The 15,298-nt window shown below is 55.2% G+C and carries 12 protein-coding genes; 4 read left to right on the plus strand and 8 right to left on the minus strand.

Annotated elements, in window-relative coordinates; translation table 11 throughout:
* Positions 1 to 103: 103 nt before the first annotated feature.
* Positions 104 to 1,312 carry an MFS transporter gene (locus WN53_RS00645; protein ID WP_024484225.1) on the minus strand — a complete coding sequence of 403 codons (1,209 nt, stop codon included), beginning with the start codon at positions 1,310 to 1,312 and terminating at the stop codon, positions 104 to 106.
* 94 nt (positions 1,313 to 1,406) lie between these two features.
* Between WN53_RS00645 and WN53_RS00650 the strand changes: the two genes are divergently transcribed.
* Positions 1,407 to 1,856: a winged helix-turn-helix transcriptional regulator gene (locus WN53_RS00650; RefSeq protein ID WP_021807173.1), complete on the plus strand. Its 450-nt coding sequence runs from the start codon at positions 1,407 to 1,409 to the stop codon at positions 1,854 to 1,856.
* A 2-nt stretch (positions 1,857 to 1,858) separates the two neighbouring features.
* Positions 1,859 to 2,146: a putative quinol monooxygenase gene (locus WN53_RS00655; protein ID WP_037411904.1), complete on the plus strand. Its 288-nt coding sequence runs from the start codon at positions 1,859 to 1,861 to the stop codon at positions 2,144 to 2,146.
* A gap of 217 nt (positions 2,147 to 2,363) precedes the next feature.
* On the opposite strand, the gene guaA is transcribed toward WN53_RS00655, so the two are convergent.
* Positions 2,364 to 3,941, minus strand: coding sequence for a glutamine-hydrolyzing GMP synthase (gene guaA, locus WN53_RS00660; RefSeq protein ID WP_024484226.1), 1,578 nt, complete (start codon positions 3,939 to 3,941; stop codon positions 2,364 to 2,366).
* 104 nt (positions 3,942 to 4,045) lie between these two features.
* A complete protein-coding gene (gene guaB / locus WN53_RS00665) occupies positions 4,046 to 5,509 on the minus strand; it encodes an IMP dehydrogenase (RefSeq protein WP_037411907.1) in 1,464 nt (487 codons plus the stop codon).
* Between the two features lie 169 nt (positions 5,510 to 5,678).
* Here guaB and xseA point away from each other — a divergent pair, with 169 nt between their 5' ends.
* Positions 5,679 to 7,055, plus strand: a complete 1,377-nt coding sequence (gene xseA, locus WN53_RS00670) for an exodeoxyribonuclease VII large subunit (RefSeq protein ID WP_024484228.1) — start codon at positions 5,679 to 5,681, stop codon at positions 7,053 to 7,055.
* Positions 7,056 to 7,156: 101 nt separating this feature from the next.
* Here the strand turns inward: xseA and WN53_RS00675 are convergent, their stop codons facing one another.
* Positions 7,157 to 9,520 carry a glycoside hydrolase family 31 protein gene (locus tag WN53_RS00675; protein ID WP_024484229.1) on the minus strand — a complete coding sequence of 788 codons (2,364 nt, stop codon included), beginning with the start codon at positions 9,518 to 9,520 and terminating at the stop codon, positions 7,157 to 7,159.
* A gap of 11 nt (positions 9,521 to 9,531) precedes the next feature.
* A complete protein-coding gene (locus WN53_RS00680; protein ID WP_024484230.1) occupies positions 9,532 to 10,839 on the minus strand; it encodes an MFS transporter in 1,308 nt (435 codons plus the stop codon).
* Positions 10,840 to 11,188: 349 nt separating this feature from the next.
* On the opposite strand from WN53_RS00680, the gene WN53_RS00685 reads away from it, so the two are divergent.
* On the plus strand, positions 11,189 to 12,271 hold the full coding sequence (locus tag WN53_RS00685; protein WP_024484231.1) for a LacI family DNA-binding transcriptional regulator: 1,083 nt from the start codon (positions 11,189 to 11,191) through the stop codon (positions 12,269 to 12,271).
* Positions 12,272 to 12,273: 2 nt separating this feature from the next.
* Here WN53_RS00685 and WN53_RS00690 read toward each other — a convergent pair whose 3' ends face one another.
* From WN53_RS00690 to der, 3 genes are all read right to left on the minus strand, one after another.
* A complete protein-coding gene (locus WN53_RS00690) occupies positions 12,274 to 12,498 on the minus strand; it encodes a zinc ribbon domain-containing protein (protein WP_024484232.1) in 225 nt (74 codons plus the stop codon).
* 13 nt (positions 12,499 to 12,511) lie between these two features.
* Entirely contained in the window at positions 12,512 to 13,468 is a 957-nt protein-coding gene (locus tag WN53_RS00695; protein WP_024484233.1) for an AEC family transporter, read from the minus strand.
* 104 nt (positions 13,469 to 13,572) lie between these two features.
* The gene (gene der / locus WN53_RS00700) at positions 13,573 to 15,060 is read right to left on the minus strand and encodes a ribosome biogenesis GTPase Der (RefSeq protein WP_024484234.1); all 1,488 of its coding nucleotides are present in this window, start codon (positions 15,058 to 15,060) and stop codon (positions 13,573 to 13,575) included.
* Positions 15,061 to 15,298: the final 238 nt, after the last annotated feature.

Consider the following 15,298-nt stretch of genomic DNA (forward strand, 5'->3'; position numbering starts at 1 on the left):
ATGCTGGTGTTTATCCCAGTCGTCATTGCGTTGGGATTGTTGTTTATCCAGGGTATGGCGGAAAAAAAGCTGCTGGATAAACCTGCACTGGCGTATGGAAGGGTCAACGGCAATATTTCAGCGTACACCACCAAAACAGCAATGCCATCAGGCTTACCGAGCCGCCCAGCCAGCATACGCCATGCCAGCCTGCCCACGCATAAATATGGCTACCGGCAAACGCCCCCAACCCACTGCCAACGGCATAAAACAGCATGTAGCACCCGACCAGACGACTGTGGGACTGCGGGTGCGCAGTGAAAATCATGCTCTGGTTGAGGACATGGATCGCTTGCCCGGCAAGATCCAGCAGGATGATACCGCCAATCAGGTACACCATTCCTCGCTCCATCAACCCAAGCGGCAGCCAAGCGATCATCAGCAATAGCAGGCATATCCCGCTAGCTAGCTGCCCCCAGCCTTGGTCAGCTAGATGCCCGGCTCTCATCGCCGCCAGCGCACCGACTGCCCCTACCAGCCCAAATGCACCAATAGTCGAATGAGAAAAAAGAAATGGGGGTTGGCTCAAAGGGAGAACCAGCGTGCTCCAGAAGATGCTGAATGCCGCGAACATCAGCAACGCCAACATACCGCGTATCTGCAAAATCCGGTCATGGCGCAACAGGCTCAGCATTGAGCCCAGCAGTTGCCAATAACTTAACTTCAACTCGGAAGTTGGCTGCTTTGGCAATAAACGAGCTAGAACAGGAAGCAATATCAGGGTAATAGCCGCTGAGAAACAGTAGACCGTTCGCCAACCGCCGATATCCGCCAGCAACCCAGAGAGAGTGCGCGCCAGCAGTAACCCCATCACCACTCCTCCCTGAGCGGCCCCCACTACGCGTCCACGTTCCTGCGGAGAGGCTAACGTAGCGGCAAAGGCAATCAATCCCTGCGTCATCGCGGTTCCCAACAGCCCCACCAGCAGCATAGCCGCCAGTAGCGCCAGGCTGCTACTAGACGCTACCACCATCAGCAACGCACCAATCAACAGTATTTGCTGCACCGCTAGCAGGCGATGGCGATCCAGCAAATCCCCCAAAGGAACCACCAATAACAGCGCACAGGCACAGCCGACCTGGGTCGCCGCGATCACCATCCCTACTCTTGCCAGGCTGATCTTAAAATCCACCGCAATGGCATCAAGCAGCGGTTGCGCGTAATAAACATTGGCCACGCTGAAAGCGCAGGCTGCAGACAACAGCAGCACCAATGACGTAGGTAAAAGCTCAACAGACTGCGAGCGGAAGATTTCCAGCGGTTTATCACTCATCAAGCGCCTCGTCAAGGTGGTTTCATTATTAAACTCAATGCACTTTAGTGAAGGAGGTTTTATAATGCAACTAGAATAATTCTGGAGCCGCAGCATGAAACGTAAAAGCCTTGAGGATGCTCAATGCCCGGTAGCACGAACCTTGGATGTGCTGGGTGACTGGTGGTCACTGCTGATTATCCGCGACGCCTTTGACGGCATCAGCCGGTTTAGTGAGTTTCAAAAGAATCTGGGGATGGCAAAGAATATTCTTTCCACTCGGCTACGCACGCTGGTCGCCCAGGGGATTTTGCAAGTTAGCCCTGCCGCCGATGGCAGCGCCTATCAGGAGTATTTGCTGACCGATAAAGGCCGAGAAATCTTCCCGATTATCGTCGCACTGCGCCAATGGGGAGAAGATCATCTTTTTGCGGCAGGAGAGGACTATTCACGCCTGGTGGAAAACGACAGCGGCCAGCCGATACCTCGCATGACACCAATCGGTCATGCCGGGCAAGCACTCAACTTAGGCAATACCCGGGTCGTAAAAGTGGATGAGGAATAAAAATGCTGAAAGTCATTGCCGAAGATTTTATCAAGGTTGAAGCGATAGAAACGGTGTTGCCGCTTTATCAAGAACTGGTTGAAGCCACCAAGCAGGAACCCCGCTGTATCGCCTATGATCTGTATGTCGATCAAAAGGACGCCGGGCACTTTATCTTTATCGAAGAGTGGCCCGATCGCGCGGCGCTGGATGCTCACTGCGCGAGCGAACACTTTAAACGCCTGGTGCCGTTAATTGATCAACATAAACGTAAGGATGCCAGCTATATATTGATGGATCCCTTTGTCTAACAACATGCATTGCAGCCCATGCGCTCCTTGGGCTAGTTTTTCGTACAAAAATAAAGTTAAGCAGACTAACAATATGCCAATTGGCAATACCGTCAAAAATACCGTCAACAGGTGTGAGTTAGTCGAAATTCATAATAGAGTAAAAACAAAACCCCCTGTAAAAACAGAGGGTTATCATCAAACTAAATGCTTCAGTGCAGGGAGGAAATCGACTGAATCATTCCCACTCGATCGTCGCCGGTGGCTTCCCGCTGATATCATAAACCACACGGGAAATACCGTTGACTTCGTTGATGATACGGTTGGAAACACGGCCAAGGAAATCGTAAGGCAGGTGTGCCCAATGCGCGGTCATAAAGTCGATGGTTTCTACCGCACGCAGAGAGACAACCCAATCGTATTTACGGCCATCGCCCATCACGCCGACAGAACGCACCGGCAGGAACACGGTGAACGCCTGGCTGACCTTGTTGTACAAATCTGCTTTGTGCAGCTCTTCGATAAAGATCGCATCGGCACAGCGCAGCAGATCGCAATACTCTTTCTTCACTTCGCCCAATACGCGCACGCCCAGACCTGGCCCTGGGAACGGGTGGCGGTACAGCATGTCGTACGGCAGGCCCAGCTCCAGACCAATCTTGCGCACTTCGTCTTTGAACAGCTCTTTCAGCGGTTCCACCAGACCCAGCTTCATCTCTTTCGGCAGGCCACCGACGTTGTGGTGCGATTTGATCACGTGCGCTTTGCCGGTAGCGGAAGCGGCAGACTCGATCACATCCGGGTAGATGGTGCCCTGAGCCAGCCACTTCACGGCGCTCTGCTTGCAGGCTTCTTCGTCGAACACTTCGACAAAGACGCGGCCAATGATCTTACGCTTGGCTTCAGGCTCATCAACACCCGCCAGCGCGCTCAGGAAACGGTTCTCTGCCGCTACGTGCACGATGTTCAGGCCGAAGTGGTCACCGAACATTTCCAGCACTTGGTCAGCTTCGTTCAGGCGCAGCAGGCCGTTATCTACGAATACGCAGGTCAGGCGCTTGCCAATGGCACGGTGCAGCAGCATGGCGGTAACGGATGAATCCACGCCGCCAGACAGGCCGAGGATCACGTGATCTTCACCGACCTGCTCACGAATACGCGCAACGGCATCTTCGATGATGGTGGCTGGTGTCCACAGCGCTTCACAACCACAGATATCCAGTACGAAACGCTCCAGGATACGCTGGCCCTGACGGGTATGGGTCACTTCCGGATGGAACTGTACGCCGTAGAAGCGCTTTTCCTCGTTGGCCATAATGGCAAACGGGCAGGTATCGGTGCTGGCAACGGTGACGAAATCTGACGGGATAGCGGTAACTTTATCGCCGTGGCTCATCCATACGTCTAATACCGGTTTGCCTGCCGGGCTGATCGCATCTTCGATATCGCGGATCAGGGCGCTTGATTGGGTGATTTCCACCTGCGCATAACCGAACTCACGCTCGGTTGAACCCTGTACATGGCCGCCCAGCTGCATGGCCATGGTCTGCATGCCGTAGCACACGCCCAATACCGGTACGCCGGCGGTGAAGACATATTCTGGCGCGCGCGGGCTGCTCAGTTCGGTGGTGCTTTCCGGGCCACCGGAGAGAATGATGCCGCTTGGATTGAATTCGCGGATCTGCTCTTCGCTGACGTCCCAGGCCCACAGCTCACAGTAAACACCAATCTCACGCACGCGGCGGGCAATCAGTTGAGTGTATTGTGAACCGAAATCCAGGATCAGGATGCGATGCTTATGAATATTTTTTGTCATGTGAGGCAAATTCCAGCAACAGAGAAAAAGAGCAAAAAGGGTATTTGGGATGAGAGGTTGCCCCCTCATCCCTGCCCCTCTCCCGCAGGAGAGAGGTTAAAGCATTAGCCCATGCGGTAGTTTGGTGATTCTTTGGTGATGGTCACGTCATGCACATGGCTTTCTTGAATACCGGCACCGCTGATGCGCACAAACTCGGCTTTGGTACGCAGTTCGTCGATGGTCGCACAGCCGGTCAGGCCCATGCAGGAACGCAGGCCGCCCATCTGCTGATGTACGATCGCCTTCAGCATGCCTTTGTAGGCCACACGGCCTTCGATACCTTCCGGCACCAGTTTATCAGCGGCGTTATCGGTCTGGAAGTAACGGTCCGAGGAACCTTTGGACATTGCGCCCAGAGAACCCATCCCACGGTAAGATTTGAACGAACGGCCCTGATACAGCTCGATTTCGCCCGGAGATTCTTCCGTACCCGCCAGCATTGAGCCAACCATCACACAGGACGCACCGGCAGCAATCGCTTTGGCGATATCGCCAGAGAAGCGGATACCACCGTCAGCGATAACTGGGATACCAGTCCCTTCCAACGCTTCTACCGCATCGGCGATAGCGGTGATCTGCGGAACACCTACGCCGGTGACGATACGAGTCGTACAGATAGAGCCAGGACCGATCCCCACTTTCACCGCGCTCACGCCGGCTTCCATCAAGGCTTTGGCACCAGCCCCGGTCGCAACGTTACCGCCAAGGATTTGCAGGTCTGGGTATTTGGCACGGGTTTCACGGATGCGCTGTAACACGCCTTCGGAATGGCCGTGTGAAGAGTCGATGAGCAGTACGTCAACACCGGCAGCGACCAACGCATCAACACGCTCTTCGTTACCAGCACCGGCACCTACCGCAGCGCCTACGCGCAGACGGCCATGCTCATCTTTACAGGCGTTAGGTTTACGCTCTGCTTTCTGGAAGTCTTTGACGGTGATCATGCCCAGCAGGTGGAAACTGTCGTCCACCACCAGCGCTTTTTCAACGCGTTTTTCGTGCATTTTTTGCAGCACGACTTCACGCGCTTCGCCTTCCTTGACGGTGACCAGGCGCTCTTTTGGCGTCATCACTGCGGTGACAGGCTGAGTCAGATCGGTTACGAAGCGCACGTCACGGCCGGTAATGATCCCCACCAGTTCGTTTTCTTCGGTCACAACCGGGTAACCGGCAAAGCCGTTACGCGCGGTTAACTCTTTCACTTCTGCCAGTGTGGTGGAAGGAGTAACGGCCTGTGGGTCCGTGACCACGCCGCTTTCATGTTTTTTCACCCGGCGAACTTCTTCCGCCTGGCGCTCAATGGACATGTTTTTGTGAATGAAGCCCAGACCGCCTTCCTGCGCCAGCGCAATAGCCAGGTTGGATTCGGTTACGGTATCCATGGCTGCGGACAGCATAGGGATATTCAGGCGGATGGATTTGGTCAGTTGGGTGCCAAGATCTGCGGTATTAGGCAGAACTGTGGAGTGGGCTGGAACCAGGAGAACGTCATCAAACGTTAGAGCTTCTTTTACAATACGTAGCATGGGCAATATCTCACCAAGGTGGATGCAGAAAAGATAAAATATTGCCGTGGCATTATACAGAGCGTAATCGGTTGCCTCCAGCACTTTCTTACAAAAACTCTTGATTACCTTTCGCCGAGCTGTAATATCGACCAATTAAGTGCTTGTTTTGAAATTTGATCTGGGTCACATGTCACTACCTACTTCACCGTCCATTTTTACCGTAAGCCGCCTCAATCAGACGGTTCGACAGCTGCTGGAAATGGAAATGGGGCAGATTTGGCTCTCCGCCGAGATCTCCAACTTCTCCCAGCCCTCCTCCGGCCACTGGTATTTCACGCTGAAAGATGACCGTGCCCAGGTGCGTTGTGCGATGTTCCGCAACAGCAACCGGCGCACCACCTTTCGCCCGCAAAATGGCCAGCAGGTTCTGGTGCGGGCCAGCATCACCCTGTATGAACCACGCGGTGATTACCAACTGATCGCCGAAAGCATGCAGCCTGCCGGTGACGGCCTGCTGCAACAGCAATTCGAGCAGTTGAAACAGCGCCTGGCAGCCGAAGGTTTGTTTGATCAGCAGTTCAAGCAACCATTGCCAAGCCCGGCCAAATGCGTTGGGGTGATCACCTCCGCCAGCGGCGCAGCGCTGCACGATATTTTGCAGGTGCTACAGCGGCGCGATCCTTCACTGCCGATCGTGATTTACCCCACGTCCGTGCAAGGTGCAGAAGCTCCGTTGCAGATCGTTCGCGCGATCGAAACCGCCAACCGCCGCGATGAGTGTGATGTGCTGATCGTCGGGCGCGGCGGTGGCTCGTTAGAAGATTTATGGAGTTTTAACGACGAACGCGTCGCGAAGGCAATTTTTGCCAGCCGTATCCCGATCGTCAGCGCCGTCGGCCATGAAACCGACGTCACCATTGCCGACTTTGTTGCCGACCTGCGGGCTCCCACCCCTTCAGCGGCCGCAGAGTTGGTCAGCCGTAATCAGCTTGAGCTGCTGCGCCAATTGCAGTCACAGCAACAGCGGCTGGAAATGGCGATGGACTATTATCTGGCGCAGCGCCAGCAGCAGTTCACCCGCATCAATCACCGTCTGCAACAGCAGCATCCACACCTGCGGCTGGCCCGACAGCAAACGCTGCTATTCAAGCTACAGCGCCGTTTGGAAGATGGGATGCAGCAGCAAATACGGCTATCTTCTCGCCGCAGTGAACGTGTGCAGCAGCGCTTGGCGCAGGTCCAGCCGATGGGCCGCATCCACCGCTTGCAGCAGCGCGTTCAGCAGCAGGAATACCGTTTGCAACAGGGGATGGAGCGGCAACTTAATGGCTATCGCCAACGCTTTGGCGTCGCCTGTAGCCAACTGGAGGCGGTTAGCCCGCTGGCAACCTTGGCTCGCGGCTATAGCGTAACGCAGACGCCACAAGGTGAGTTACTGAAAACCACCAAGCAGGCACAGGTTGGGGAAATGCTGAAAACCCGTCTGCAGGATGGCTGGGTGGAGAGTGAAGTCAAAACCGTCACCGTGGCGAAAAAGCCGCGTAAGAAACGCGTGGTGGAATAGCGGTTAGTGGCAGAGCTGATCGACTTCTTCTTTTTTAGGCAAAACTTCATCCAGTTTGATACTTCCCCAACCCTCTGCAGAGGGTTGGGATATGGCATTAGTCACAGCACATAGCTATCGCAACAAACCCCATTCACCCACAGCTCGCGAGTCTCGCCTGCTGGCAACACAATGTTCAGCACCTGCCACGTCGGTTTGAAATGCCCCTCGTGGGTGAAGATCAGTTCGATGCGCTGATTGTCACTCACCGCCTCCCAGCGGAGCCACAGCGCATTATTCTGCTGCCAGCCATGGCTTTCCCCATCGTCTTCAAACAGCAGGCCTGAGGACCATCCGCAGCCCTTGGTGGGGAACAGCCGCAGTTCACGGCGATCGTCTGCTGCATTGTCTACGTGCCCCAACCGTTGTGACATCGGGAGCCCTGCCCCAGCGCGTACCAGCAACGGCAAGCGTTCCAGCGGAGCCTCCAGCACTATGCTCTGGCCACCGCTGTACCATTGGCCGCTATAGAAGCAGTACCAACCATCAACGTTATCCGGCAGGTAGACTTTACGCTGGCGCTGCCCCTGCTCCACCACGCTGGCCACCAGTAGGTCGCGGCCAATCAGGAAATCATCGGTTTCTCCGAAGGTGCGATCATCGTGCTCATGATCGAGGAAGGTTGGCCGCAGCATCGGTTCATCATCATGGCTTGCCTGCCACAGCAACGTGTAGAAGTACGGCATCAGCCGATAACGCAGGTTGATAGCATCACGGATCATCGGCGTAGCCGCCGGGTACATCCAGGGTTCATTGACGGTAGCATCATCATTCCAGGAATGGATGGTAAAGCGCGGGTGCATGACCCCGTTTTGTACCCAACGCACCAACAGTTCCGCGTCCGGTTTATCACCGGAGAAACCGCCCACATCGTGCCCAACGTTAAACAGCCCGGACAGACTCATGCCCACCCCCATACGAGTGTTGTAGCGCAAGGTTTGCCAACTGGTGCGGTTGTCCCCACTCCAGGTTTGCACATAGCGCTGCATACCGGCGCAGCCGGAGCGCGAGATCAAATAAGGCCGCAGGTTCGGCGCAAAACGCTGCTGTGCTTCAAGTGAGGCGCGCATCATCAGCAACGGCATCACCGGGCGAATATGCTTGATGGCAATCGGCTTGCCAAAACCGTGGCAGCGCGCTTCTCCATCCCACACTTCATACTCGTTGTTATCATTCCAGGTGGAGTCAATCCCCATTTCCAGCAGTTGCTCCGTCACCCCCTGCTGCCACCAGCGTACCGCTGCCGGGTTGGTGAAGTCGAGATGCGACCCTTCGTCATCCCAGAAGCTGGAACGTTCCGGGCCGTCGCTTTGCGAATCGCGGATAAACAAGCCAAGTTCCGCCACCTGCTGATATTTGGGATGATCCTGCAACAGGCAGGGTTTGATATTCGCCGCCAGCTTCAGCCCAGCATCGTGAAAGGCTTGGCTAAGCTGTTTAGGCTGCGGCACCTTGTCGTAGTTCCAGTTGAAGACGTAGCGTTTGTTATTGATCGAGGTATAGCCGGAAGAGAGCTGGAACGAATCGCACGGGATGGCGTGCTGACGGCACAGTTGGATGAACTGCTGCAACTGCTGCTGGGCATCCGGTGCGTCGGTGTAATGCATCGTCGATCCGCTGTAACCCAGGCTCCACTTCGGCCCAAAATGGGTTTTACCGGTCAGGCGCACGAAGGCTTTGGTGACGTCGAGCACCTTTGGCCCCAGGAACAGATAGTAATCCAGATCGCCCGCCTCGGCCTGATAGCGGCGATAGGCCAGATGGTAGTTGTCGATCTCATTACCCAAATCCAGCCAGCAGCTGCTCAGGTTGTCATAGAACAGGCCAAAGCTGACCTCTTCCCGGCGCGTGATGGTAAAAGGGATATGCTTGTAGAGCGGATCGGTGCTGGCGGCGTTGTAGCCCATCGCGTCCAGGTTACGCATTTCAAAGCGGCGGCCGGTACGCTCCAGATCGCCCGCTTTTTCACCTAACCCATAGTAACGTTCGCCCTGATGGCGGCGCTGATAGTGCGCCACGCCGTCGCCGTGCGCATTGAGCAGATAGGCACTGGTTGGGCGATCCGCAGCCAGTGGTAGCCATTCCCCCGCCGCATTGCAGTATTCCCATTCCAGCCATAGCGGCTGATGTATCGTCACGCGCAGCTGCGGGGTCGCGACCGTCAAACTGTCTGCCTGCTGGCTAAGTTGATAGCCCGGCAGGCCAAAACCGGCGACGCTGAGGCGATCCCGTCCTTCCCAAGGCACATCCTCTTGCGGGGCGATACTCCAGGTGCGATCCAGTGCCAGTTCGCCGTGGCGTTTAATCAGCACGCGGAACAGATTGTTTTCCAACACGTACAAGCAGAACAGGTGTTGCTCGTCCACCAGCAGTTCAACACGGTCGGCATATTGCCCAGCCAGCGTCCAGTTTTTTAACGTTTTCATAATTATCCAACTTACACAGTAGGTGAAGGTTTTTTGCCGCGCTCGGCGATCAAACCGATCAGGAACATCGCACCAATCAGATCGAAGAAGCCCATGGCGACGAAGAGCGGGTTGAAGCCGACGGTGTCGGAAACGGCACCAATCAACAGCGTAAACAGGAAGCTGGCGATCCAGGCGCTGGAGCCGCGCATACCGTTTACCGTCGCCATCTGGTTTTTATCGAAGGATTCCACTACCAGTGCGCTCAACATGCAGGAGATCACTTGGTGTCCAAAGCCACCAATGGAGATCAGCGCGATCGCGATGTAGGGATCTTTGGTGATCGCAACAAACGCCAGCGACACCATCATGAAAGCCCCGGTCACCGAGCTGGCCACCACCGAGTTCACGCGGGAACAGCCGAACCATTTGCGATACAGCGTAGTGAGATAACCACTGGCGACGCTGCCGATATCCGCCGCCAGGAACGGCAGCCAGGCAAACATGGCGATCTGTTTGAGATCCATTCCGCGCTCGGTGGCCAAGTAAAGCGGCACCCAGAAGCTGAATACTGCCCAAGCCGGTTCAGCCAGAAACGCTGGGATGGCGATACCGTAGAATTTTTTGTTTTTGCACAGGATCGCCAACGATTTAAAGAACGGCAGCTTCGGCAGTACCGGTTCATTATCCTCGTTGATCAGATCAAACTCCTTTTGGCTCAGGTTCGGGTGCTGTTGCGGCGAGTGGTAAAACACCCACCACAACACCACCCAGATCAGCGCCAGAGCACCGGAGAACAAAAATGCCCCCTGCCAGCCGAAGGAAACGTGGGCAATCACAATGATCGGCGGAGCCAACATCGCACCTATCGAGAAGCCGACCCCTGCCCAGCCAGCAGCAATCGGCCGTTCTTTTTTCGGGAACCAGTCAGAAATCGCTTTGGCGTTAGCCGGGGTAGCCGCCGCTTCAGCTGCACCCATGAAGAAACGCAGGATCGCCAGTTGCAACCAACTGCCCGCGCCAGCATGCATCATGCATACCACCGCCCAGATGCTGGCACAAACCAGGAACCCCATCTTCAGACCTATGACGTCTATCAGCCAACCGCAGATCGGTTGGAACAGGGTATAAGCCAGTTGGAAGGAGGCGACCACCCAAGAATATTGCTCGGTGGTCATGTTGAGGCTGGTTTTCAGCTCAGGTGCCAGAATCCCCAGCGAGTTGCGGGTAATGTAGTTAACCGTGACGCCCAATAGGAACAGGGCCAACATCCACCAGCGCAACGATTTGAATTTACGGCGGCTGCTGGCGACTACCGTTTGATTGATTTCTACACTCATCTTGATCTCCGCGGCGACCATACGCCTTTTTGGTAGGGCAACTCTTGCTAACGGAGGTGTTAACAGCGTTATTTGTGACGCCGGCCACAAATACAACGTCAATGCTGCGACAACCCTATGATTTAATGTTGTTTTACTTGTATTCCATCCAATAAATTGGACTGATAAATCTATAAAATTGGTGTACCAACGCAGACTAACCAGCGGAGAGTGCGAGTGAAATGGCGAATTTTGCAAAAATTTTCATACGATAGTTAAAATTTCGCCGTTATAGCCATAGAAAGCCGTCTGAAAGATAGATATACGCCGTGAAAATATTCTCACGACCGAATTTGAAGGAGATCACAAAATGAACGGAAAGCTGAAAATACAGGAAATTGCACGCCAAACCGGCCTTTCGATCAGCACCGTTTCACGCGTGTTGGCCGGGAAAGCCAACACCAGCGCCGAGGCGCGGCAACGGGTGCTGGCCTGCGCTCAGCAAAACGGTATTTTGCAGGGGCTTTCTAACGGCAGGCTGATGTTGAACAACGTGATGGTATTTGCCCCGCAGCGCGCTTTTGATGTCCGCACCGATATTTTCTACTACAAGGTGATCCAGGGGATAACCACCGCACTGGCGCAACATGATGTCAGGATCCGCTACTGCGGGTTAGAGGAGCAACATAGCGATAGCATGCTGTTTGTGGAAAAGATGAGCGATCCGTTAACCGAAGCCGTGCTGATCATCGGTATTGATGACGAGCATATCCATACGCTGGCCGCCGATCTGAACAAGCCCTGCATTCTGATTAACTGCACCGATCGCCAGATGCGGCTAGACAGCGTCTCCCCCGACCATCAACTGATTGGGGAATATTCCGCCAACTATCTGTTGCAACAGGGCCACAGCCGTATCCTCAATCTGCAATGTCTGCGGCGCAATACCATGGAGCTGCGGCTGGCGGGGATCAAACAGGCCTATATGCGGCACAATATTCCCTTCGATGATCGCCAGCATCTGGTCACCACTTCCGGTTTCGGCAGCGAAGAAGCCGAGCAGGCCATCACGGCCTTTATCAACAGCGTTACCGATCGGGCACAATTGCCGACGGCGATCCTGGCAGGGGGTGACTATATGGCGGTAGGTGCGGTTAATGCGCTAAAGAAGATGCATATCAACGTGCCGGGGCACATTTCGGTGATGAGTACGGATGGTTTTAATCTGGCGGAGATCCACGACGTGCCGCTGACCTCGGTTCACGTTCCTCGTGATGAGCTGGGTGCAGAGGCCATCGCTCTATTGCAGCGCCGTATGCTGCGCCCGGATGCGCCACCCAGCAATATGCTGTTGCACGGGCGCTTGGCGGTACGGGCCTCGGTTAAACGCCTCAGCCAAAACAAGGTGTCGCCAGCGGTCAGCACGCACGACCATCGGCTCTATGATGCATGAGGTCATTCCACCGGTTGATAGCTGAACTTCACCCGCTTTTTGGAGATCAGCCCGTGGCCATGCTGGCAAAGATAATCCACGGCGCCACAGGCTTTCAGTTCTTGCAACGGTTGCCCGCAGTCGGGGCACTCAGCAAGCTGCCGGTAATCGCTGTTGCAGCCGTCACAATGATAGTGGCCATTCACCCAGCTCATCGGCTGGGCACAAACCGGACATAAGGCGTCCATCTTTCCTCCTGGTTTAAATCACGCCCCACGAGCGCAAGAAAGAGATCCCCAACGCGGTGGTAAAGAAGGATCCCACCGTGGTGATCGCAATAATATTGGCGGCCAACGTCGCGTTGCCCCCCATGGCACGCGTCATCACATAGCTGCCGGAGGCGGTTGGCGTCGCCGAGAACATAAAAATAATGCCGAGCGTAGCGCCCTCGAAACCGCAAAGCCAACCCCCAAACGTCATCAACACCGGTACCAAAAACAGTTTAGCCGACGACGACAACGCCGCGACGTTAGAAGAGCGGAACATGGCTCGCAGATCGAGGCTGGCCCCGGTACACAGCAAGGCCAGCGGTAATGACAAGCCTGAGATATAGCTGCCGGTCTGCTTGAGCACTGGCGCAATCCCCAGCCCGGTCTGTGCATAGGCCAGACCACTCAGCAGCCCCAAGATCAGCGGATTAGTCACGATACTGCGCAGCAATGACAGATGTTTGATCTTCTGCCCGTTGCCGCCTTGCAGGCTACGCGTCAGGGTGATGACCGACAGCACGTTAAACAGGATCACCGTCACGGTCAGATACAGCGAGGCAATCGCGACGCCCTCATCGCCGTAGGCGGTCATGGCATAAGCCAGGCCGACAATCGCGGTATTCGCCCGAAATCCTCCCTGCACGAACACGCCACGCTCGCGTGGTTCTTTCACCAGCCACTTGGCTGCGATCTCCAGCAACAGGAAGGTCACAATCGTCCCTACCGCACCGTAGATCACCAGAGCAAAATTATCGCGCAGTTGCGGGTGGTTAGTGGCAATGCTGAAGAACAACAGGCAGGGCAACGCCAGATTAAATACCAGCTTGGTGGCCCCATCGATAAAGCGATCGTCCAACAGCCGCCAGTGGCGCAGCAGGATCCCCAGCAGCATCATCAATAAGTTGGGTACGGTGACGCTAAAGGCAAAACTCCAGGTTTCCCAGGACATGAGGTTCCTTTGCAGGGTCGGTGAAGAAGTGAGATTGGCAGATAATAGAACGGTTTAAGCAGGATAAAAATAGGGCGTGGTATCAATTCCACGCCCTACGATTGTTATTTTGACTTCTTCAGGTGGCTCATCAAGCGCTTGCGCTTGCGCATCTGGTTTGGCGTCAAGGTGTTGCGCTTACCTGCAAACGGGTTTTCGCCCTCTTTGAACTGGATGCGGATCGGCGTCCCCATCACCTTGAGTGAACGACGGAAGTAGTTCATCAGGTAACGTTTGTAAGAGTCGGCCAGATCGGATACCTGGTTACCGTGGATCACCACGATAGGCGGGTTATAACCCCCTGCGTGCGCGTATTTCAGCTTCACGCGGCGGCCACGCACCAACGGCGGCTGGTGGTCTTCGGCAGCCATCTGCATGATCTTGGTAAGCATCGAGGTGTTTACGCGACGAGTAGCACACTCATAGGCTTCGTTCACAGATTCGAACAGGTTACCCACACCGCTGCCGTGCAGCGCAGAGATAAAGTGCACACGCGCGAAATCGACAAAGCCCAGGCGTAGATCGAGCATCTCTTTGACGTGATCGCGATCTTCCTCACTCATGCCGTCCCACTTGTTGACCGCAATCACCAGTGAGCGCCCACTATTGAGGATAAAGCCCAGCAGCGACAGATCCTGATCGGAAATGCCTTCGCGGGCGTCGACCACCAACAACACTACGTTGGCATCTTCGATCGCCTGCAGCGTTTTGATCACCGAGAATTTCTCTACGGTTTCGGTAACCTTGCCACGCTTGCGCACCCCGGCGGTGTCGATCAGCACGTATTCGCGCTCGTCACGCACCATCGGAATGTAAATGCTGTCGCGAGTCGTGCCTGGCATGTCAAACACAACGACACGCTCTTCGCCGAGGATACGGTTAGTGAGCGTCGACTTACCTACGTTAGGGCGGCCAACGATCGCCAGTTTGATCGGCAGATCCTGCGGGTTGAAGTCGTCTTCCGGATCTTCATATTCACCGTCTTCCAGCTCACCACTCTGCTCGGCCCAATAGGCGGCATTGGCTTCTTCTTCGGTCAGCTCGACTTCTTCCGGTTTTGCCGGGATAAATGGCACCAGCACGTGCTCAATCAGCTGCGTGACGCCACGGCCATGGGAAGCGGCAATCGCATAGACGTCGCCCAGGCCCAAGGAATAGAAATCTGCCGTCGCGGTGTCCGGATCCATGCCATCGGTTTTGTTGGCAACCAGGAACGTCGCCTTCTGGCGATTACGCAGGTGCTGGGCAATCCCCTGATCGGCAGGCATCAACCCGGCACGGGCATCGACCATAAACAGGACGATATCGGCCTCTTCGATCGCCAGCAGCGACTGGCCGGCCATACGCGTTTCAACGCCATCTTCCGTCCCGTCAATACCCCCGGTATCGACGATAATAAATTCGTTGCCCTCAACTTCAGCACGACCATACTTGCGGTCTCGCGTTAGCCCGGGGAAATCCGCCACCAGCGCATCGCGCGTCTGTGTTAAACGGTTAAACAAGGTGGATTTACCGACATTCGGGCGCCCGACCAGCGCAACGACAGGTATCATGTTGAAGCCTCATTACTTAATAATCAATGCGTTACTATGCAGCGCAATAGACAGCAGCGGCATAGCTTAAAAATACGAAACGGCCCCTGATAGCAGGAGCCGTTATCCCATTACCCGTCGTCTTTCAAGCTGCAGCGTTGTTACCTGCACTATCTCACCCCGGTCACTTACCCAAAAGTAAGCTCCCGGGGATGAGATAGCTTGGCGCCTAGCTGCAACTCGAAATCCATAGGGTAAG

Origin of the sequence: Serratia fonticola, assembly GCF_001006005.1 — a bacterium.
GTDB lineage: Bacteria > Pseudomonadota > Gammaproteobacteria > Enterobacterales > Enterobacteriaceae > Chania > Chania fonticola.